The 23,068-nt window shown below is 38.7% G+C and carries 13 protein-coding genes and 1 CRISPR repeat array; of the genes, 4 read left to right on the forward strand and 9 right to left on the reverse strand.

What is annotated here, in order from left to right:
• Positions 1–119: 119 nt before the first annotated feature.
• The 3 genes from FLB_RS13855 (at position 120) to FLB_RS13865 (ending at position 6,968) form a co-directional block, all read left to right on the forward strand.
• Positions 120–2,891 (forward strand): bifunctional aconitate hydratase 2/2-methylisocitrate dehydratase, encoded by a 2,772-nt coding sequence (locus FLB_RS13855; RefSeq protein ID WP_064716546.1) that lies wholly within the window; start codon positions 120–122, stop codon positions 2,889–2,891.
• 123 nt (positions 2,892–3,014) lie between these two features.
• Entirely contained in the window at positions 3,015–5,282 is a 2,268-nt protein-coding gene (locus FLB_RS13860; protein WP_064716547.1) for an aconitate hydratase, read from the forward strand.
• A 240-nt stretch (positions 5,283–5,522) separates the two neighbouring features.
• Positions 5,523–6,968 carry a peptidoglycan endopeptidase gene (locus FLB_RS13865; RefSeq protein ID WP_064716548.1) on the forward strand — a complete coding sequence of 482 codons (1,446 nt, stop codon included), beginning with the start codon at positions 5,523–5,525 and terminating at the stop codon, positions 6,966–6,968.
• Between the two features lies 1 nt (position 6,969).
• Here FLB_RS13865 and FLB_RS13870 read toward each other — a convergent pair whose 3' ends face one another.
• The 7 genes from FLB_RS13870 to cas1 all read right to left on the reverse strand — a co-directional run bounded on the left by FLB_RS13870 (position 6,970) and on the right by cas1 (position 13,348).
• Positions 6,970–8,271, reverse strand: a complete 1,302-nt coding sequence (locus tag FLB_RS13870; RefSeq protein ID WP_064716549.1) for a TIGR00341 family protein — start codon at positions 8,269–8,271, stop codon at positions 6,970–6,972.
• Between the two features lie 29 nt (positions 8,272–8,300).
• On the reverse strand, positions 8,301–8,843 hold the full coding sequence (locus FLB_RS13875) for a YceI family protein (RefSeq protein ID WP_064716550.1): 543 nt from the start codon (positions 8,841–8,843) through the stop codon (positions 8,301–8,303).
• Between the two features lie 79 nt (positions 8,844–8,922).
• A complete protein-coding gene (locus FLB_RS13880; protein ID WP_064716551.1) occupies positions 8,923–9,468 on the reverse strand; it encodes an acyl-CoA thioesterase in 546 nt (181 codons plus the stop codon).
• Between the two features lie 3 nt (positions 9,469–9,471).
• Positions 9,472–9,837 (reverse strand): hypothetical protein, encoded by a 366-nt coding sequence (locus tag FLB_RS13885; RefSeq protein WP_064716552.1) that lies wholly within the window; start codon positions 9,835–9,837, stop codon positions 9,472–9,474.
• Between the two features lie 5 nt (positions 9,838–9,842).
• On the reverse strand, positions 9,843–11,213 hold the full coding sequence (gene rmuC, locus FLB_RS13890) for a DNA recombination protein RmuC (RefSeq protein WP_064716553.1): 1,371 nt from the start codon (positions 11,211–11,213) through the stop codon (positions 9,843–9,845).
• Between the two features lie 123 nt (positions 11,214–11,336).
• Positions 11,337–12,024: direct repeats of the CRISPR family, unit length 38 nt; unit sequence AGTTGTGGTTTGATTAAAGATTAGAAGACACGATATTT.
• A gap of 110 nt (positions 12,025–12,134) precedes the next feature.
• Positions 12,135–12,464 (reverse strand): CRISPR-associated endonuclease Cas2, encoded by a 330-nt coding sequence (cas2, locus tag FLB_RS13895; protein ID WP_064716554.1) that lies wholly within the window; start codon positions 12,462–12,464, stop codon positions 12,135–12,137.
• The gene (gene cas1, locus FLB_RS13900) at positions 12,455–13,348 is read right to left on the reverse strand and encodes a type II CRISPR-associated endonuclease Cas1 (protein ID WP_064716555.1); all 894 of its coding nucleotides are present in this window, start codon (positions 13,346–13,348) and stop codon (positions 12,455–12,457) included. Before cas1 ends, cas2 begins: the two co-directional genes overlap by 10 nt.
• Positions 13,349–13,508: 160 nt before the next feature.
• Between cas1 and FLB_RS13905 the strand changes: the two genes are divergently transcribed.
• Complete coding sequence (locus FLB_RS13905; RefSeq protein ID WP_064716556.1) at positions 13,509–14,699, forward strand: ectonucleotide pyrophosphatase/phosphodiesterase; 1,191 nt, start codon at positions 13,509–13,511, stop codon at positions 14,697–14,699.
• Between the two features lie 236 nt (positions 14,700–14,935).
• Here FLB_RS13905 and FLB_RS13910 read toward each other — a convergent pair whose 3' ends face one another.
• On the reverse strand, positions 14,936–15,769 hold the full coding sequence (locus FLB_RS13910) for an outer membrane beta-barrel protein (protein WP_064716557.1): 834 nt from the start codon (positions 15,767–15,769) through the stop codon (positions 14,936–14,938).
• Positions 15,770–15,905: 136 nt separating this feature from the next.
• Positions 15,906–23,006, reverse strand: a complete 7,101-nt coding sequence (locus FLB_RS13915; RefSeq protein WP_064716558.1) for an MBG domain-containing protein — start codon at positions 23,004–23,006, stop codon at positions 15,906–15,908.
• Positions 23,007–23,068 lie beyond the last annotated feature (62 nt).

Genomic DNA, 23,068 nt, shown 5'->3' on the forward strand with positions numbered 1-23,068 from the left:
AAATTTTTTTAATTCTCAGCTTTAATTCCTAAATTTGCATAAAAAAATAAAAACACTTAATTATTATGGCTTTTGGTATTGAAAAAAAACAATAAAAAGGGTCATTAACATACTACATTATGAGCATTTATCACGATTACATCAAGGAGATCGAAGAACGAAAAATCCAAGGATTACACCCTAAGCCAATTGATACTGCTGAGTTGTTGAGCGAAATCATTGCGCAAATTAAAGATGTTGATAATCAATATCGAGCTGATTCTCTTCACTTTTTCATTTACAATACGTTGCCAGGTACAACTAGTGCTGCTGGTGTAAAAGCAAAGTTTTTGAAAGAGATTATTTTAGGAGAATCTGTTGTGAAAGAAATTACTCCTGCCTTTGCGTTAGAGTTGTTATCGCACATGAAAGGTGGCCCTTCTATAGAAGTGTTGCTTGACTTAGCATTAGGTAATGATGCTACTATCGCTAAAGAAGCAGCATCAGTACTTAAAACACAAGTGTACCTTTATGAAGCTGACTTAAACAGACTAAAGGTAGCGTTCGAAAGTGGTAATGAAATTGCCAAAGAGATTGTTGAAAGCTATGCACAGGCAGAATTTTTTACTAAACTTCCAGCAATAGCCGAAGAAATAAAAGTAGTTGCTTATATAGCTGGAGAAGGTGATATTTCGACCGATTTATTATCTCCAGGTAACCAAGCTCACTCTCGTTCGGATCGTGAACTTCATGGAAAATGCATGATTTCACCTAAAGCACAAGAGGAAATTAAAGCGTTGCAAGCACAACATCCTGATAAGTCTGTAATGTTGATTGCAGAAAAGGGAACCATGGGAGTGGGTTCGTCAAGAATGTCTGGTGTAAACAATGTGGCACTTTGGACTGGAAAACAAGCCAGCCCTTATGTACCATTTGTAAATTTTGCACCGATTGTAGGTGGAACAAATGGAATTTCACCAATTTTCCTTACCACTGTTGATGTTACGGGTGGAATTGGAATTGATCTTAAAAACTGGGTTAAAAAATTGGATGCAGAGGGAAAACCTCTTCGTGATGAAAATGGAGAAGTGATTCTAGAACAAGCATATTCTGTGGCAACGGGTACGGTTTTTACCATAAATACTAAAACCAAAAAACTGTATAATGGCGATCAAGAATTGATTGACATTTCTAAAGCATTTACGCCTCAAAAAATGGAGTTTATCAAGGCGGGAGGTTCTTATGCCATAGTTTTTGGTAAAAAAGTACAAACTTTTGCGGCTAAACTTTTAGGAATCAAAATTCCTTTGGTGTATGCTCCATCTAAAGAAATTACAATCGAAGGACAGGGCTTAACAGCGGTAGAGAAAATATTCAATAGAAATGCGGTTGGTACGATTTCAGACAAAGCATTGCACGCTGGTTCTGATGTTCGTGTAACGGTAAATATTGTAGGCTCACAAGATACAACAGGTTTGATGACGGCACAAGAATTGGAGTCTATGGCGGCTACGGTTATTTCACCAATTGTTGATGGCGCCTATCAATCGGGTTGTCACACGGCTTCGGTTTGGGATAAAAAAGCACAGGCAAACATTCCGAAACTGATGCAATTCATGAACGATTTCGGATTGATTACAGCTCGTGATCCAAAAGGAGTTTATCATGCTATGACAGATGTAATTCATAAAGTATTGAATGATATTACAGTTGATGATTGGGCGATCATTATTGGTGGTGACTCTCACACCCGTATGTCTAAAGGAGTTGCTTTTGGAGCTGACTCAGGAACCGTGGCTTTGGCTTTGGCTACTGGTGAAGCATCAATGCCTATTCCAGAATCAGTGAAAGTTACATTCAAAGGAAGTATGAAAGAATACATGGATTTCCGTGATGTTGTTCATGCTACACAAGCCCAAATGCTTAAGAAGTTTGGTGGAGAAAATGTCTTCCAAGGTAGAGTTATCGAGGTGCATATTGGAACACTTACTGCGGATCAAGCCTTTACTTTTACTGACTGGTCAGCTGAAATGAAAGCCAAAGCGGCTATCTGTATTTCTGAAGACAATACTTTAATCGAATCATTGGAGATTGCCAAAAGCAGAATCCAAATCATGATTGATAAAGGAATGGATAATAAAAATCAAGTGCTAAAAGGCTTAATTGATAAAGCAAATAAGAGAATCGCTGAAATTAAATCAGGAGAGAAGCCTGCTTTAACGCCAGATGCAAATGCTAAATACTACGCAGAAGTTGAAGTCGATTTGGATCAAATTGCTGAACCAATGATTGCTGATCCAGATGTAAACAACGCTGATGTATCTAAACGATATACTCACGATACCATTAGACCTTTGTCTTTTTATGGAGGAGATAAAAAAGTAGATCTTGGCTTTATTGGTTCTTGTATGGTGCATAAAGGCGACATGAAAATTTTGGCACAAATGCTTAAAAACATCGAAGCACAAAACGGTAAAGTAGAGTTCAAAGCTCCTCTAGTAGTAGCTCCACCAACGTATAATATTGTTGATGAGTTGAAAGCGGAAGGCGACTGGGAAGTATTACAAAAATATTCTGGTTTTGAATTTGATGATAATGCACCGAAAGCTGCTGCACGTACGGAATATGAAAATATGTTGTATTTAGAGCGTCCAGGGTGTAATCTTTGTATGGGTAACCAAGAAAAAGCTTCGAAAGGAGATACTGTAATGGCTACATCTACTCGTCTTTTCCAAGGAAGAGTAGTAGAGGACGCAGAAGGTAAAAAGGGAGAATCCTTACTTTCTTCTACGCCAGTGGTAGTCTTGTCTACCGTTCTTGGTAGAACACCAACTATCGAAGAGTACATTGCAGCTGTTGAGGGAATCAACTTGACTAAGTTTTCGCCATCAAACAAACAATTAGTGATGTAATTCTTTAATAAATATTTATAAAATGCAAAGCCCGAGTATATTAACTCGGGCTTTTTTTATTTGCTACTTTATTTGTCGTAAATTGGGATGTTCAAAAATGAATAACTAAAACAAATTTATCTTATGGCTTTTGATATTGAAATGATTAAGAAAGTGTACGCCAGTATGGCTGAACGTGTTGATGCTGCTAGAGAGATTGTTGGTCGGCCTCTTACGCTAACAGAGAAGATTCTTTACAGTCATCTCTGGGATACTAAGGCAGTGTCTGTTTACGAAAGAGGAAGGGACTATGTAGATTTTGCGCCTGACAGGGTAGCTTGTCAAGATGCCACCGCACAAATGGCTTTGTTGCAATTCATGCATGCGGGAAAGAAAACAGTAGCTGTCCCAACAACCGTTCATTGCGATCACCTGATTTTGGCCAAAAACGGAGCTAAATCTGATTTGGCTGTAGCCAATACGCAATCGAAAGAGGTATTTGATTTTTTATCGTCGGTTTCTAATAAATACGGTATTGGATTTTGGAAACCAGGCTCAGGAATTATTCATCAAATTGTCTTAGAGAATTATGCTTTTCCAGGCGGAATGATGATCGGTACCGACTCACATACCGTAAATGCAGGTGGTTTAGGGATGTTAGCCATAGGTGTTGGTGGAGCTGATGCGGTAGATGTAATGTCAGGGATGTCATGGGAATTAAAGTTTCCAAAGCTTATTGGTGTAAAATTAACAGGTAAATTATCAGGATGGACGGCACCCAAAGATGTCATTTTGAAAGTAGCCGATATTCTAACTGTGAAAGGAGGAACTGGAGCTGTAGTAGAGTATTTCGGTGAAGGCGCCATTAGTATGTCTTGTACCGGTAAAGGAACGATTTGTAATATGGGAGCTGAAATTGGTGCGACGACTTCTACGTTTGGGTATGATGATGCTATGCGTAGGTATTTAGCAGCTACGGGACGTCAGGATGTGGTTGATGCTGCAGACGCTGTTGCTTCCTATTTAACTGCCGACCCTGAAGTATATGGTAATCCTGAACACTATTTTGACCAATTGATTGAGATTAATTTATCAGAATTGGAGCCTCATATCAATGGACCATTTACTCCAGATAGAGGAACTCCAGTTTCGAAAATGAAGGCAGAAGCAGCAGCGAATGGTTGGCCTATAAAAGTAGAATGGGGACTCATAGGTTCTTGTACCAATTCTTCTTATGAAGATATGGCTCGAGCCGCTTCTATTGTGGAGCAAGCGGTGGCTCATGGAATTACCCCAAAAGCGGAATTTGGAATTAATCCAGGCTCTGAGCAAATTCGATATACTATAGAGAGAGACGGAATTATTGCCACTTTCGAAAAAATGGGAACCAAAGTGTTTACCAATGCCTGCGGTCCTTGTATCGGGCAATGGGATAGGGCAGGAGCGGATAAAGGAGAAAAAAATACTATTGTACACTCATTCAATCGTAATTTTTCTAAACGAGCCGATGGGAATCCCAATACACACGCCTTCGTAACTTCCCCGGAAATGGTGGCAGCGCTAGCGATTTCAGGAAGATTGGATTTTAACCCACTAACCGATAGTTTGTTGAATGATAATGGAGAACCCGTGAAATTGAATGCTCCTTTTGGTGATGAATTGCCCAAAAGAGGATTTGAGGTGGACGATACGGGTTTTCAAGCTCCGGCAGAGGATGGTTCGAAAGTACAAATCGTAGTTAGTCCAACTTCAGACCGCTTGCAATTATTGGCTCCTTTTGAAGCTTGGGATGGCAAGAACATAACTGGTGCTAAGCTTTTGATTAAAGCTTTTGGCAAATGTACTACAGATCATATTTCTATGGCTGGCCCTTGGTTGCGTTTTCGAGGCCATTTGGATAATATTTCCAACAATATGTTGATTGGAGCCATCAATGCTTTTAACCAAAAAGCAAACGAGGTGAAAAATCAATTAACGGGAAGTTATGACGCAGTTCCAGCGGTTCAGAGAGCTTATAAAGCAGCAGGAATTCCTTCTATAGTTGTGGGGGATCATAATTATGGAGAGGGATCTTCAAGGGAACATGCGGCAATGGAACCTCGATTTTTAGGCGTTAAAGCCGTTTTGGTAAAATCATTTGCACGTATTCATGAAACAAACTTGAAAAAGCAAGGCATGTTGGCTTTGACTTTTGATAATGAGTTGGATTATAATAAAATACAAGAAGACGACACCATCAATTTCTTAGACTTAACTGAGTTTGCACCTGGAAAACCCTTAAAAATAGAAGTAGTTCATGCAGAGGGAACGAAAGATATGATTTTGGCAAATCATACCTACAATGAAAGTCAAATAGGTTGGTTTGTGGCGGGTTCTGCATTAAACTTAATCGCAACGGCAGGTCAAGCGTAATACATGTAAAAAATTTATGGTAAGCTCCTTAGGTAACTTTGGAGCTTTTTTGATGATCTAGGATGAATTTATGAATTGATTTTATAATAGTTTTAACATTTTTAAATTGCCAAAAAAAGGTATATTTGTAATTCTTGATAAAAACGATGTTTTTAATCTAAAAAAACCGTTTTTTTTAATCTAATTTCTGTGAAATAGGCTTTTTGATAAAAATAACACCACAATTTGTAAAAAATAAGGATGAAGTACTTTAGAATACTATTTGGGCTCTTGGTTTGTACCACTACAACTGTTTTTTCACAAGAAAAATTTATTGAACATAAAATTTCTCAAGGGGAAACTATTTCTACCATAGCCGAAAAGTATCATGTGAGTCAAAAAGTAATTTTTGATTTAAACCCAAAAGCTTCAGGGATTTTAAAGTTAAATTCGGTTTTGAAAATTCCAAATAAGAAGTATAAAAAGGAAGCGGCTCAAAAAGAATTAGCACAGAAAAAGAAAAATACCAAGGAAATTCAGTACGAAGTTTTGCCTAAAGAAACCTTATTTGGTATTGCAAAAAAACATAATCTTACCGTAGAAGCCATAAAAAAAAGTAATCCTTCCATTGAGAAGGTAGGATTGCAAATTGGGAAAAAAATAAAATTAGTAGTTCCTGAAAACTTCGAATTAAAAGAAGAGCCAGCCATTGCTTCGGTAAGCGAATCAGAACAAAACACAGCGATTTCCTCAAATAATAACCCTATTAGTGAGTTTATAGTTCCAAATACGGTGAACGAAGAGCAACAAATTCATGAAGTAGTAGCAAGTGAAACAAAGTATGGCATCGCTAAGCGCTATGGAATTTCAGTCCAAGAACTTGAAAAATGGAATCCAAGTATTGTTGCCAAAGGCCTTGAAATTGGGAAGAAACTGAATGTACCATTGCAAAACAAAACAAATGAAGGGGGCAAAATAGTTGAAGTTTCAAATCCGTCTCCAGTTAAGACAGAAACTCCAGTTACCGTAGCCAGTGAGCAAGTTGTGACACAAACATCAGCCACTAATGCTAGTACTTCTGCTGAAACAACAGCAACTATTCATGAGGTTTTACCAAAAGAAACAAAATTCGGTATTGCTAAAAAATACGGAATTACGGTCGCAGCATTAGAAAAATTAAATCCCTCGATTCATAAAAAATTAAAAGTTGGCGAAGTACTAAAAATTAAAGAAGGTGGTAATGCCATAGCCGTGAATGAAACAGAAGCTAAGGTAGATGCGGCAGTTGCTGAACCTACTTCTACTAATTTTTTTGGGGATTACTCCATCGCAGATGATTTAATTGCCAAAGCGTCTGATAATTTAGGCATTCGTTATAGGCCAGGGGGTACAACAAGAGCCGGTTTTGATTGTTCTGGCTTAATGTGTTCTACGTTTAGTGCGCTGGATATAAAATTACCGCGTTCTTCAAGTCAACAAGCGAATATCGGCATAAGAGTTACACCAACAGAAGCCCAAAAGGGAGATTTGATTTTCTTTAAAACCCGAGGCAGTGGACGAATCAACCATGTAGGTATGGTAGTCGATGTAGTTGGGGAAGAGATTAAATTTATTCATTCTTCAACAAATAATGGTGTAATTATTTCTTCTACAAAAGAAGGATATTATAGTCGAAATTTTGCACAGGTGAATCGTGTGTTGAAATAGATTAATCTTCTTTTTCGCGATAAACTGCTATACTATTTCGGGAGATTCTTTTCTTAAGCCATTCTTTTAGTTTTTCTTCATCATTGGGAGTTAGATTTTTTGTACTCTTGTAAATGGCAATCGTTTTGGTAAATGTACTGTCACTATTTTCATTAAAAATGTGGTTGGCTACCGAAATGTTGCTTATTTCAGGAAACAAAATGGCAATTTCCTCTCGTAATGCATTATTGTTGTAGCTATACGATTTGAGTTTGTTTTCTAAATTCAGAATCATGACATCTTTTTCGTTTTCTTTAGCTTTTTCGGTAGCATTATTTTCCAATATGTATTTCTTGATATCAGTGGTGTCTTGCTTAATGACTAATTCAGTATTGTCGATATGATATTTTTTAAGCAATGCACTTAAGTTTTGAATTTCGAGCTTGGTTATTTTTTTATTTAAAAAAGCTAACTCAATACTTCTTGGGTTTTTGTTGTAATTGATTTTTTGGTACAAAATAGCAAACCCTTTGTCGTTAAATTCATCATTTAAAAAGAGCTCTACTCTTTGTTTGTATTGCTTTTCTTGGGCTAATAAATAGGCAAAATAGACACTGGGTACAATCAATAGCACGATAAGGGTTGAAATGGTATATTTTATTTGTTTGCGGTATTTTGGATTAACATGATTGACTTCAGGATACTTTAAATATTTTACAATTACAAAAGTGGAAATGCAAATGAATACGCAATTGATGGTGTAAAGAAAAAGCGCTCCTAGAAAATATTTCCAGTTCCCTATGGCTAAGCCATAGCCTGCGGTACATAAAGGAGGCATCAATGCAGTAGCAATAGCAACACCAGGAATAGGATTTCCTTTTTCGACTCTTGTGATAGCGATAACTCCTACTAGTCCACCAAAAAATGCAATCAGAATATCATAAATATTGGGTGAGGTACGCGCCAACAATTCAGATTGGGTTTCTTTAAACGGACTAAGGGTAAAATAAATCGTGGAGACCAACAAACTCACTAAAGTGGCAATAATTAGGTTTTTGGCTGCCTTTTTTAACAATTCAAAATCATAAATTCCCAAACTAAATCCCGCACCAACAATTGGTCCCATCAAAGGTGAAATGAGCATAGCGCCAATAATAACTGCGGTTGAGTTTACATTCAATCCCACCGAGGCCACCACAATAGCACATGCTAATATCCAAACGGTCGAACCTCTAAAGGAAATGTTCGACTTTACGTTTTCTAATACTTTTTGTTTGTCTTCTTCTCCTTTATGTAAATCAAGGAAATTTTGTAGTCTATTCATAGTTTATAATTATTTTGAGTGCCAATTTCTTATTCTAAAACCACAAGTTTTAAAGTAGTTTGGACTTGCTTGGATATTTTAGTAGCTACAATAAATGGTATTTCGATATTGAAATCATCTGTGTTTAAAACAAACGAGGAATTGATTTCCATGCCTTTGGGTACTTTTTTTAAGGAAGCTTTACAAATAATGGGCTTCGATTTACCGCGTATTTTGATGGTACCTTTTATTTGGTATTCAGTAGGTTCTTCCGTAAGTGATTTATAATCAAATTTGTCAATAGTACCTATGAATGTGGCTTTGGGATGACGGTGGCTTTCTAAGTAATTGTCATTAAAATGTGCGCGCATTAAGTCTTTTTTGAATTGAAATTGTTTGATGAGAATAGTGCAACTGATTGCGCTGGTTTTTAATTTTACCAAACATTTCACGGATGGGTTGACAGCTTTCACTTCTTCGAATAAAGGAACCGAAGCTTCAAAATAGACGAACCCTTTAGAAGTAGACAAACACTCCTGAGCATGAATAGGTAAGAAGTAGAAAAATAAGAAAAGAAAAGAGATTTTTTTCATAGGAACCAAGAAATTGAATCTCTTAAAGTTACATTATTTAATTGTTTTTAGCAATTATATTTTAGTAGACTATTTTCTCTTATAATTTTAAACGAATACGGTATTGCGAAAGATGTGCTAGATTTTCTGGAGAACAATATTCAAATTCTTCTTCATGTACTTCGTGCACTTTTTTGAGTTCGATTTGTTTTAAACAATTACTAAAGCGACGTACATCATCTAGGTTTTTGAGTTCTAATCCCGGAACGGAAACACTTTTGCCACTAGCGTCTTTGGCAACCATCGTAAAATAGGACGAATTACAATGCTTAATGGCGCCCGTTTGGATGTTTTCGGCTTCTACTCGGATGCCTACAATCATTGAGCTTCGTCCTACATAATTGACTGAGGCTTTCATGGTGACCAATTCGCCAACTTCTATTGGCTGTAAAAAATTTACAGTATCGACAGAGGCGGTGACACAATAATTTCCAGAAAATTTAGAGGCACTAGCAAAAGCAATTTGATCCAACAAAGATAAAATATAGCCTCCGTGAATTTTGCCACTAAAATTAGTATGCGAAGGCAACATCAATTCTGAAATAGTAACATGAGAAGCAGATACGGGTTTGAATTCGGTAGTCATTCCTTATCGATTATTAAATGGAGAGGCTTCTTTTTGAACCGAGGTGATAAAAAATCGGGTTTCGCCCCACCACATAAAAGTACGTTTTTTTTCTTCATAAGTCAAACGAACATAGTGCCCCTGAAACAACTTTAAACTGTCGATTACAGCTTGATCTTTGTCTAATACAGAAAAACGAAAAATTTGGGCACCCGAAATGCCTTGGCTCAATTCACCTTCCCAAGTTTTGATGACCACTCCTTTGTGACTCAAGCGAATCAATTCTCCAGAGCGCACACCATCACTTACAGGGATGTAATAAATAAAAGCCATATAAATAGAAACGATTAGCACTCCAGCGAGTAGCAATAAAGCGGCAATTTTTTTCATTTGTTTTAGTTTATAAGGTTGTTGGTATCATTTTCAGCTCTTTTTAATACATTTTCGGGCAAAGCTTTTTTGGCTTTGGCCCCCATCTTTTTTAATTTTTCTACACTTACAATTAGGTTGCCTTTGCCCTCCACTAGCTTATTCATGGCAGCTCCGTATTCCACTTTACTCTCGTCGATTTTCTTTCCTATTTTGATTAAATCACCTACAAAACCTTCAAACTTATCATACAAAGCTCCGGCTTGACGGGCGATTTCAACGGCATTTTCTTGTTGTTTTTGGTTGGTCCACATACTATCAATTGTTCGCAAAGTCGCCAATAGCGTAGAAGGGGTAACAATTACAATATTCTTTTCAAAAGCTTTATTGTACAAGCTGGTATCTTCATTTAACGCAATGGCAAAAGCCGGCTCTATCGGAATAAAAAGCAATACAAAATCGGGACTTTCCATTTGGTACAAATCCTGATAATTTTTCTCCCCCAATTGATCGACATGACGTTTGATGGATAAAACATGTTCTTTTAACAACTGTGTTTTGGTCAGTTCATCGTCTTCGTTAATGTATTTTTCATAGGCAGTTAAAGAAACTTTCGAATCGACAATCATTTTTTTGCCATCAGGCAGGTTAATCACCACGTCTGGAAACACACGATTACCGGCTTCGGTAACGTGACTTTGTTGCACTTCGTATTCACGTCCTTTCTCTAAGCCCGACTTCTCGAGCACGCGTTCTAATACCAGTTCGCCCCAATTCCCTTGCATTTTACTATCGCCTTTTAATGCTTTGGTCAAGTTGATGGTTTCCTTGCTCATTTGTAAATGCATTTCGCGAAGCCCTAGAATTTGCTGACGCAGCGCCGCATGATAATCAATGCTTTCTTTGTGGGTATCTTCGACTTTTTTCTCGAATAACTGAATCTTATCTTGAAGCGGACTTAAGATATTTTTCATGTTTTCTTTGTTTTGCTCAGTAAATTTATTCGATTTTTCATCTAGAATTTTGTTGGCCAGATTTTCAAATTCTTTGGTGAATTTTTCCTGAAGTTGTTCCACCTCATTTTTTTGTTCTTTATGACGCTCTAACAAATTATCAAAATCCACTTCTTTTTTAGAGAGTTGAATGGCCAAACTATCTTTTTCATTTCGAATGATTTCTTTTTCTTGAAGACTATTTTGCAATTGTTTTTCGAAAGTAGTTTTATCAAGTATAGCTTGTTCTTTTTGTTGTTGTAGCAAATGTTGAGCAGCATTGATTTTTTCTTCTAAGCTTATTTTTTGAGTGTCAAAACGAGCCGAAAACAACAGTTTGCCTATAAAAAGACCAAGACCAAGCGCAACGATAAAAACCAATAAAAAAGAAAATAATTCAGACATGGAGGATAGTTTTTTTTGAAAAGTAAAAGTAAGAATTAAAAATGTAGTTTTAAGTGGACTTAAAGATATAAAAAAAGTCCCACCGAAGCAGGACTAAAGGTTTTCACCTACGGCATATAGCCTTATTGTGATAAGATTAAAGATTAGAAGACACGATATTTACAAATACTACAAAGCACAGGTTAAAAAAGTTGTGGTTTGATTAAAGATTAGAAGACACGATATTTGCTTTTAGGTGTTGTGATAATGATCGTTAGTTGTGGTTTGATTAAAGATTAGAAGACACGATATTTCGTCAGGAGATGTACTTATCGCGTGAGAGTTGTGGTTTGATTAAAGATTAGAAGACACGATATTTCGCTTACTTTATCGAATTCAGATTGCCAAGTTGTGGTTTGATTAAAGATTAGAAGACACGATATTTGCAAAACAAAATTACAAGTATGCGTGAACGTTGTGGTTTGATTAAAGATTAGAAGACACGATATTATTATCTCTAACGGTATTTGCTTAACGCCTGTTGTGGTTTGATTAAAGATTAGAAGACACGATATTATAATTCTTCAATCAACGGAAGTCCGCTTAGTTGTGGTTTGATTAAAGATTAGAAGACACGATATTTTCAGGAAAATATTGCAAAAGCCAGACAAAGTTGTGGTTTGATTAAAGATTAGAAGACACGATATTTGTGTGTGTGTGTGTGTGTGTGGTTGTGGTTTGATTAAAGATTAGAAGACACGATATTATTGGAGCGCAAAGGTAGTGATTGTCTGTGTTGTGGTTTGATTAAAGATTAGAAGACACGATATTAGTTGGTGTGCTACCTTCTAATAATCAAGAGATTAATTGAAAATATCGTCATAAAAAATGCCTCTTTTTTGCCCTGATAAAGCAAGATTGAGGCATTTTTTATTTTGTAGTTTAAAACAGTTCCAATTGTGTGGGTTGGGGAGCTTTTGGTACTTCGGCTTTGCCCCAAAAATTCATAATGTTGCCAAATTGTTTGTCGGTGATGCGAAGTATACTTACTTTTCCCATAGGAGGTAAGAGTTGGTGAATCCTTTTTTCGTGTACATCGGCGCTTTCACTACTGGCACAATGCCGGATATATACCGAAAATTGCATCATACTGAAACCGTCTTTGAGCAAATTACCTCTAAATTGAGAAGCGTTTCTTCTATCCTTTTTGGTTTCGGTGGGCAGGTCAAAAAATACAAATAACCACATAATTCGGTAGCCGTTTAAGTCCATAGTTTAGGATATTTTATTTTCTTGCGTTCGCCAGTATAGCATTGCTGCAAGGAACTGGCGGTTTTTTGTAACGCCACCATCAACGGACTCTTTTCGTCTTCAAAATAAACGGTTTGCGTTAGTAGTTGTAATAAGTCAGCTTTGATCTTAGTGTTGAGGTCTTGTTCTTCATGCTGATGTACGATTGCAAATACTTTTTCATCCACGAGCGGGCGAAAGGGTTCCATAATATCATCGGCCAGCGCAAAAGCATTGTATTTGCTTTTATGATGAATACCTAAGGTGTTCAATAGTCCGCTACCCGAAAGGGCTCTTGCAGTGGCGGCTCTCAAAATTGCATAACCGTAATTGAGAAAATTATTGGGATAATCACCAAATCGTTCCCTTTTGAAGGCGATGTCCGTAGTTTCAAAAAAGCGTTTCCAATAGTGACTTGCAGCAACGCCTTCCATATTGCTACTATCGCCACTCAATACTTTGGAAGCCAAAAAAGGCAAGGTGTTTTGTTGGCCAGTTAATTTTTGGAGTAAAAGACCTTGATTAGTAATTTTTTCGATTATGGTTTGCTGCCACAATTGTTTTTTGAGAGGTAAGGAGGCTTCGATTTGATTTTTGAAGATTTCTTGCTGGATATGATGGCTATTCAAATTGAGAAATTGCCCGTTGGGGAGGTGGTTTTTATTACAAATAATCACTGCCGAATTGTTTTCGATTAACAAATTCATGGCGGGAATGCTTATGTAAATTTCGGGATGATCCAAAACCAAAAAACCGATTTCTTCAATGGGAATGGTTCCTTCTCTAGTTTCGGATTTAATGATGAGCTGTAAATTTTTGGCTGAAATAGATGATTTGTTTTCTATTAAAAGGGTTTTTTTTAGCATTTTATTTGGTTTAAGTGGTTGTTAGTGAGCGAAATAGTATCAAAAGGCATGCCCCTTTCATTGCTATTGCTAAGGGGTGATTTATTTAACGATTCCTTATAGAGTTCTGGTTTGTTTAATGATAAAACGATGTCGTATATTTGTTGACAAAATACTACAGATGAAATACTTATATTTAGCGGTGCTATGGATAGTCAGTTTTGGAATAACAGCGCAAGAGCAACAAAAACCATATGTAATTTTAGTTTCCTTAGACGGATTTAGATGGGATTATCCTCAATATTTTGAAACCCCCAATTTGGATAGCTTGGCAAAATATGGGGTAAAAGCCGAGTCCATGCAACCCAGTTACCCAACCAAAACCTTTCCTAATCATTATGCTATGGTTACAGGTTTATATCCAGACCATCATGGGATAATCAATAATAATTTTTATGATCCCGCAACCCAAAAAATATTTACCCTAAAAACCGCTGCCAAAAAAAATGGCGAATTCTATGGAGGGAATCCCATTTGGAATCTTGCCGAAGAACAAGGGGTTAAAGCAGCTTGTTTCTATTGGCCAGGTTCAGACACCGGTGTAAAAAGTGCCAGTATTTTCAAAGAATATGACGAATCAGTCAGTTATGAAAGCAGAATTAATACCGTAATCGAGTGGCTCAGCCTTCCCGAAGCCAATCGTCCGCATTTAATTACCTTGTATTTTGATCAGCCCGATGAAACAGGACACAATTACGGCCCCATGTCGGAAGAAAATAAAAAAATGGTGCCACAAGTAGATGCTGTTATTGGGCAACTTATGCAAAAGTTAGACGCACTTCCAATCGGAAAAGAAATCAACTTGATTGTAGTTTCAGATCACGGAATGACGGACATTAGCAACGACAAAAAAGTCGCTATTTTAGACTATCTGAAACCAGAATGGTACGGATATGCCGCTGTAATCAACCCGATTATGAGTATTGAAGCTAAACCTGGATATAAAAAAGCTATTGCCGACGCTTTAAAAAATGTGCCCCACATCAAATGGTATCCTACTAACGAAGTACCTGAAAGATTTCATTTTGGTACCAATCCAAGAGCTTTAGATTTTGTAGTTGAAGCAGAGGCGGGGTATAGTTTGGTCAACAAACTAGAGCAAAAAGTAAGCGGTGGCACGCATGGTTACGATAATACTATGAAAGACATGCAAGCAATTTTTTATGCCAAAGGCCCGAATTTCAACAGGGGAAAAGAAGTAAAGTCTTTTCGTAACGTTAGTGTTTATCCATTAATTGCTACTATTTTGGGATTAAAAACGGAGACTATAGATGGTGATTTGGATGAGGTAAAAGAGATGTTGAAAAAGTAAAATAGCAAGGAGGCTGCAGGACTATCCGTAGCTGACGCCAAATAGTCAAAGGATTAAAACATATTTTGCCTCGCTGTGCCTTTGTGTGCAATTGGTTTTGCAAAGCCACAGTATACAGTTAAGATGAGTGAAAAGGGATGGCCAATGCAGATCAAAAGGATGCTTTGAAAGAGAACCTTTTGAAAAAAAAGGCCTTGATTGAGTCAAGACCTTTCGCAGTAATTTAAAAAATAGACTTATTTAAAATTCCATCCTAGTGTTACACCAAAAGCTATAGGTTTAATCTCCGCATCTTTATCAGTACTGTACAAACCATTAGCTGCTCTATCAGAAACAGAGGTTGGGTTATAACCAATATAGGACTCATTCTTGTTTTGGTTCAAAATGGTACCATATCCATTTTCAAAAAACATGGCCGCATAGAGCGAATGCTTACTGCCCATATCAAATGTAAATCCTAGTTCAAAGGAACTCATTATAATGCCTTTAGTGCTATACTTTCCTGATGAAGAATAATTAGCCTGACCACCAAAACCATATTCTGGTAAATCATCAATAGTCAGGTTTACATCTGGATAATAAGCGCTACCATTTACGTAATCGGCAGTTGCTTTAACTTTATAGTTTACAGGTAAAAAATAGTTAACACCGGCTCTAAAGTTAACTTCAATACCCTTGTTGGCAATTGTTTTATACTGCACGAAAAGAGGAATTTGCAAAGCATGTAAAGTTTGCCTTTCTCTGTAATTCTTCGTGCTAACGTTATAGTTAAACGCTGAAGTTGAAGCGTCAATTTCGAAACTAGTAAGCGTTGCAGAAGGCTCAGACAAAAAAACTTCTTGTTGGTATTGTGAGAATTCTAGCCCCGAACCAATACCGAAATGAGTTGTTAAAGAGTAGATATAACCTGCCTTTACAGCTCCGCCTAGGCGATTACCTGTTTTTAGACCTGCAATATCACTCTGAATAACTCCTATTCCCGACTGTATACCTACATAAAACTGTGCAGCTATTCCTTGGGAAATTAAGAAAGCTATAGTTCCAATTATGTTTTTACTATTGAATTTCATAGATGTAATTTTTTTTAGCGTTTCTGTATGTTATCACCTTTTATTTATTGGTTTTTTGCTTACGCAAACTTGTTTTTGATAAGCATAAACCATCCTCATTCATTAAAAATGAGGAGGTCTTATGCAATAAATTACTTTAATTTTTTACTAAAAGGTTTTTAGTGAAATATTTACCATTGGTTAAGGTCATTTTCACAATATAAAGTCCCTCAACACTCGGAGCGATCATGTCAATAGTGTTTTGACTTGTATTTATAGTAGTTAACAAGTTTCCTATTAAATTAAAAAGCTCAACACGCGCATTTTGTAATTTACCTGAACTAACATTCGTAGTCAATTGGAAACTCGCATTACTTCTAACAGGGTTTGGAACAATTCTTATATACTCATCTTCCACTGATGGAGATAAAGTTAATGGACAGGTTGTAATTAATGTTCCATCTAATTTTGTTGCTACAGCATAATAAGTTCCATTCAAGGCGCCACTTTCTTTGAAATATTGCGAAGTTTGACCCGGCACTAAAACCCCATTTTTATACCAGCTATACGATTTAAAACTCGTAGAACTATTGTCAAAGAAGATAATATTTTCAAATTGTTTTCTAATCAGGTTAGGCTGACTAGCCACTACCGGTAAAACTACAGGTGGAGCTGCATTATAATTCATGTTGCCCGGTTGTGAAGCTGTTATAGTGGCGGACCCGTAATTTTGGAAAAGTACTGATTTATTTGATACACTAGCAATAGCCGGATTGGATGAAGTGTAATTTACGGCTAAACCACTAGAAGCAACAGCAGTCATAACAAGACTAGTTTCTCCATTACAACCTAATCCCAAGGTCTGATTCCAAGTAATTGCCTGATCTGCTTTGGTAATTGTAAAATTGGAGCCATTATATAGGATGGTATAATTTGAACCTGCACTTAACGATCCTTGTGTTATAGGGTAAGCACCCACATTCACTCCATCAACTCTTGTTAAAGCTCCAGTGAAAGAATCACCGCTTACTAAACTCGGAGAAACAGTATAGGTAAAAACAGGATCTATTGTTCCATATACTTTGGTTTGTGAAGCATTTGCCGTTACTGTGATTGGTTTCGCAGTAATAGTAAAATCGTTTCTTATATAAGTAATCGTATAATTAGATCCAGCACTTAAACTTCCTTGTGTGATAGCATAGTTTCCAATGTCCTCACCAGCAGTTCTTAGTAAAGTTCCAGTAAATGAATCACCACTAACTAAGCTTGGCGAGAAAGTATAAGAGTAAACTGGATTGGCACTTCCATAAACTTTTGTTTGTGAAGCATCAGCGGTTACGGTAATAGGTTTGGCGGTGATAACAAAATCTTTACTGACATAAGTAATGGTATAATTAGAACCTGAACTTAAGTTTCCTTGTGTAATGGTATAGTTTCCAGTATTTTCACCTGCAACTCTAGATAATGCTCCAGTAAAAGTATCACTACCAACTAAATTTGGTGAAACGGTATAAGCAAAAACAGGATCTGAGGTTCCATAAACTTTTGTTTGCGAAGAAGTTGCGGTTACGGTAATTGGTTTTGCCGTAATAGTAAAGTTAGCAGCTGCGTAACTAATCGTATAATTAGATCCAGCACTCAAACTTCCTTGGTTAATAGTATAAGTTCCAGTGTTTTCACCTGCAACTCTAGATAATGCCCCAGTAAAGGAATCACTGCCTACTAAACTTGGTGAAACGCTATAAACAAAAACAGGATCAGTTGCTCCGTAAACTTTCGTTTGTGATGGGGTTGCCGTTACGGTAATTGGTTTTGCCGTAATAGTAAGGTTAGCTCCAACATAAGTAATTAAATATTTTGACCCAGCTGAAAGCGAACCTTGATCAATAGCATAATTCCCAATGTCTTCACCACTAACTCTGGTTAAAGATCCTGTAAATGAATCTCCAGAAAGCAAACTTGGTGATACAGTATAAGTTAAAACAGGATCACTCTCCCCATATACTTTAGTTTGAGAAGGTGTTGCAGTTACAGTAATTGGGATTTGATTTAATTTCAAGACATAATTATAGGTAGCCGTACAACCATTAGCATCAGTAGCAGTAACCGTAAAATTACTATCAGCAATCTGAGTCGAAATACCAGTGATCTCTCCAGCTGTTGATAGCGAAAAACCAGAAGGCAAACTTCCCGCTGTAACAGCATAGGTTTTAGTTCCTGTTCCTCTTGAAGTCACTATAGTTTGACTATACCCATTATTATAATCATAATCAGGTAATACAGTTGTGGTAAAATCAATTGCCGTGGGTTGTGTAATAGTAAAGTCTCTAGTAGCCGTACAAGAATTAGCATCGGTTACCGTTACAGTATAGGTTCCTGCACTTAATCCGGTTGCAGTAGCAGCCGTTCCACCTGAAGGTGACCAAGAATAAGTATAGCCACCAGCCCCTCCCGAAGGCATAACGGTAGCCGAACCATTAGAGCCGCCATTGCAAGAGACATTGGTTTGCGAACCAGTTGCCATACTCATACCCGTGGGCTGTGTAATAGTAAAGTTTCGAGTAGCCGTACAAGAATTAGCATCGGTTACGGTTACGGTATAACTTCCAGCGGCAAGACCAGTAGCGGTAGCAGCCGTTCCACCCGAAGGCGACCAAGAATAGGTATAAGGCCCAACACCTCCCGAAGGGGTAACGGTAGCTGAACCATTAGATCCACCATTGCAAGATAGATTGGTTTGTGAACCAGTTGCTGTACTGATAGCCGTGGGTTGTGTAATAGTAAAGCTTCGAGTAGCCGTACAAGAATTAGCATCGGTTACGGTTACGGTATAATTTCCAGCAGAAAGCCCAGTAGCTGTTGCAGCTGTTCCACCTGAAGGCGACCAAGAATACGTATAAGGACCAACACCTCCCGAAGGGGTAACGGAAGCTGAACCATTAGATCCGCCGTTACAAGATACATTGGCTTGCGAACCCGCAGTTGCGGTTAAAGCCGTGGGTTGTGTAATGATAAAGTTGCGAGTAGCCGTACATGCGTTAGTATCGGTTATGGTTACGGTATAACTTCCAGCCGAAAGTCCAGTAGCTGTCGCAGCCGTCCCACCTGAAGGCGACCAAGAATAAAGATAAGGACCAACACCTCCCGAAGGGGTAACGGAAGCTGAACCATTAGAACCACCGTTACAAGATACATTGATTTGAGAACCCGCAGTTGCGTTTAAAGCCGTAGGTTGTGTAATAGTAAAATTTTGATTTCTGGTACAACCATTAGCATCCGTCACAGTACAAGTCCAAGTTCCAGCAGACAATCCAGTTACAGATCTTGTGCCATCTCCGGTTGGATTCCCCGGTGTCCAATCGTAGGTGTATCCACCAGCTCCTCCTGTTGGAGTATTGATAGTAGCGGCACCATTTGAACCTCCAAAACAAGATACATTAGTTTGTGAAGCAGGTGTTACTGAAATAGCAGGTGGTTGTGTAATTGTGAAATTTTGCGTGCTGGTACAACCATTAGCGTCAGTCACAGTACATGTCCATGTTCCGGCAACTAAACCTGTCACTGATGTAGTTCCATCACCTGTTGGAGTTCCAGGAGTCCAATTATAAGTGTAACCACCCGCGCCACCTGTTGGAGTATTGATAGCAGCAGCACCATTTGAACCGCCAAAACAAGATACATTCGTTTGTGAAGCAGGTGTTACTGAAATAGCAGGTGGTTGTGTAATTGTGAAATTTTGCGTGCTGGTACAACCATTAGCGTCAGTCACAGTACATGTCCAAGTTCCGGCAACTAAACCTGTCACTGATGTAGTTCCATCACCTGTTGGAGTTCCAGGAGTCCAATTATAAGTGTAACCACCCGCGCCACCTGTTGGAGTATTGATAGCAGCAGCACCATTTGAACCGCCAAAACAAGATACATTCGTTTGTGATGCAGGCGTTACTGAAAGAGCTGTTGGTTGGGTGATCGTAAAACTTCGAGTAGCCGTACAAGAATTAGCATCGGTTACGGTTACAGTATAATTTCCAGCGGCTAGTCCAGTAGCTGTAGCAGCCGTTCCGCCCGAAGGCGACCATGAATAAGTATAAGGACCAACACCTCCCGAAGGCGTAACGGTAGCTGAACCATTAGAACCACCGTTACAAGATACATTGATTTGAGAACCCGCAGTTGCGTTTAAAGCCGTAGGTTGTGTAATGGTAAAGTTTCGTGTGACCGTACAAGAATTAGCATCGGTTACAGTTACGGTATAACTTCCAGCGGATAGTCCAGTAGCTGTCGCAGCCGTCCCTCCTGAAGGCGACCAAGAATAAGTATAGCCACCAGCCCCTCCCGAGGGCGTAACGATAGCAGAACCGTTAGATCCACCGTTACAAGAGACATTGGTGGAACTAGTTGATGTACTGATAGCTGTTGGTTGTGTAATAGTAAAGCCTCGAGTAGCCGTACAAGAATTAGCATCGGTTACGGTTACGGTATAATTTCCAGCCGAAAGCCCAGTAGCTGTTGCAGCTGTTCCACCCGAAGGCGACCAAGAATAAGTATAAGGACCAACACCTCCCGAAGGTGAAATGGTAGCTGAACCATTAGAACCACCGTAACAAGATACATTGATTTGAGAACCCGCAGTTGCGTTTATAGCCGTAGGATGTGTAATAGTAAAGCTTCGATTAGCCGTACATCCATTGGCATCGGTTACTGTGCAAGTCCAAGTTCCTGCAACTAAACCAGTTACGGAAGCGGTTCCATCGCCTGTTGGGTTTCCAGGTGTCCAATTGTAGGTGTATCCTGGTGTACCACCAGTTGGGGTATTTACAGAAGCTGCTCCGTTAGAGTTCCCAAAACAAGATACATTGGTCTGTGAAGCAGCAGTAACATTTAAAGAACCTGGCTCCGTAATGGTAAAGGTAACGGTAGTAGTGCAGTCATTAGAATCCGTTATAGTGCAAGTCCAATTTCCTGCAATTAAACCAGTTACGGATCTGGTGCCATCACCTGTTGGGTTTCCGGGTGTCCAATTGTAAGTATAACCAGGCGTACCTCCAGTTGGAGTATTGATTGAAGCTGCACCATTAGAGCCTCCAAAACAAGAAACATTGGTTTGCGAAATAGCAGTAGCTGTTAGAGCAGTTGGTTGGGTAATGGTAAAATTTCTTGAAGTTGAACATCCATTTGCATCGGTTACGGTACAAGTCCAAGTTCCCGCTGTCAAACCAGTAACAGAAACCGTTCCATCACCAGTTGGGTTTCCAGGTGTCCAGTTGTAGGTATAGGGGCCTGTTCCTCCAGTAGCAGCATTTACGGTTGCAGCTCCTGTTGAACCACCATTGCAAGCAACGTTTGTTTGAGATACTGCTGTTAATGTTATTGAAGTAACTGATCCCGAAACAGCTACGTTCTGTGTAGTTGCACCTGTCGAAGTACAACTTACATTACCTGAAGGTGTACCTGTGGCAGTCGCTGATAATCTAACATATACCGTTGTGGTAGCTACCGTACCACCTGTTTGTGTTAGGGTTATTGATGAAGCATAGCCACTATCAGCAGTTAACGAAACCTCAAAACCAGTAGGAGCGGTAACCGTTATATTGGCTGTAAGTTCAGAGCCGCTTACAGTAAAATTTTGTGCTGTTGATACTGAACCTGCACAACTAGTAAATGCAGTTGTAGTACCTGAAGTTAAAATTGTTCCAGTTATAGTTGCACCATAAATTTTGCCCACCCATACATCCTGTCCTCCAATTCCTCCTGCATTGCTTAGCGAAATAACATTTCCATTCGACGATGGCGTCCAACTTACTGGTCCTGTATTGAACTGTCCTGTTGCATACACTGTTCCTGAGGTATTTTGTGCGGCACAAACACCTCTTGCTTGGTCTAATAAACTTCCGTTATCTGTTCCTTGCACCGCCCAAACTCCTGTACCCCCAACCGTTAAAGCGGCAACAAAAATTTCCATTGCCGGTCCTGTGGAAGTAACTTGTGTGGCAGCACCTGATCCAAAATCGATGGTTCCTGCACCAGAAAACCAGCCTGCAATGTATATGTTTCCATTGGCGTTAGTGGCTATGTCGTAAGCACGATCACTGCTCGAAAGACCAAAGGACTTTGCCCAAGAAAAAACACCATTGGGAGCTGTTGCATTGGGGGTAAAACGGCCTACAAAAATATCACCACTGGCACTGGCTTGAGCCAACGTACCAAAACCGGGAAGCGTTAAACTGCCCGACATTTGTCCAGCAAGAAATATATCGGTAGTATTTGGGTCATAAACAATACCTCCACAGTCTTCTGATGCACCTGTGCCACCAAAACCAAAAGCACTTAAAAAATCACCCGTCGTAGGGTTTAGTTCTGTTAAAAAAATATCATTGTTACCACCTGCAGCTCCAATTGATAATGAACCAAAACTGGCAGCAGTAGTACTATTATAAACGCCACTAGCAGTAAGTCTGTCTAAATTTGTATTATAAGTTATGCCGCTACCAGATATCCCAGCACCATCTGACCCTGTTCCGCCGGCAGTTGTGGCCCATTGCCAGGTACCAGCAGCATTTAATTTTCCAAAAAATACTTCTGGATCAGCTGTAGAAATTTGTGGGAGTGCTCCTAGTGTAAACGTTCCGTTGCATTGTCCGCTCACATAGACATTGCCTGTTGGGTCTAAACACAAACCTTGTCCGTTATTTTGTATTAATCCATTGCCTCCAAAAGTGTTGATCCATTGCCATGTACCAGTCGCGGCATCGAGTTTTCCAACAAAACCTCTTGTCGTAGTTGCATTTGAAGGTACTGTACAAGTGGTACAGCTGCCAACTGGTGTGAAGGTTGCACCGTTTGAGCTAACAGCCAAACTGCCTACTACATAAACGTTTGTGCCATCTGTTTTTATAGAGCCTAAATTACCAGAATTATTATCGCTGGAATTAGTAACACCACCGTTTGCTACCCACTGAAAGACGCCCGCAGCATTGTATTTTGCAATAAATAAATCGGAACCTGTCCCACTGGCTGTAGCAGTGGTAGACGCTCCGCTTGGATCAAAATCTGCAGTGCCTGAAAATATCCCATATACATAGGTATTACCAGCAGCATCAATACAAATGCTTCTGCCTACTTCCACGCCAGAGGTTGAAGTTCCAATGCTAAAGACCGTAGGGGTTCCTGAGGTAGGTTGATTCCAACCCACAACTTGGGCTTGAAGGGAGCACGCTAAAAATAAAAAAAGTAGCACATAGTGTAAATGTTTTTTCATAATAAGTTAATTTTAATGATGAGGTAAACAAAGTTGGATTTATGCTATTGTATAATTCTATG

The organism is Flavobacterium succinicans (assembly GCF_001662485.1).
Lineage (GTDB): Bacteria > Bacteroidota > Bacteroidia > Flavobacteriales > Flavobacteriaceae > Flavobacterium > Flavobacterium succinicans_A.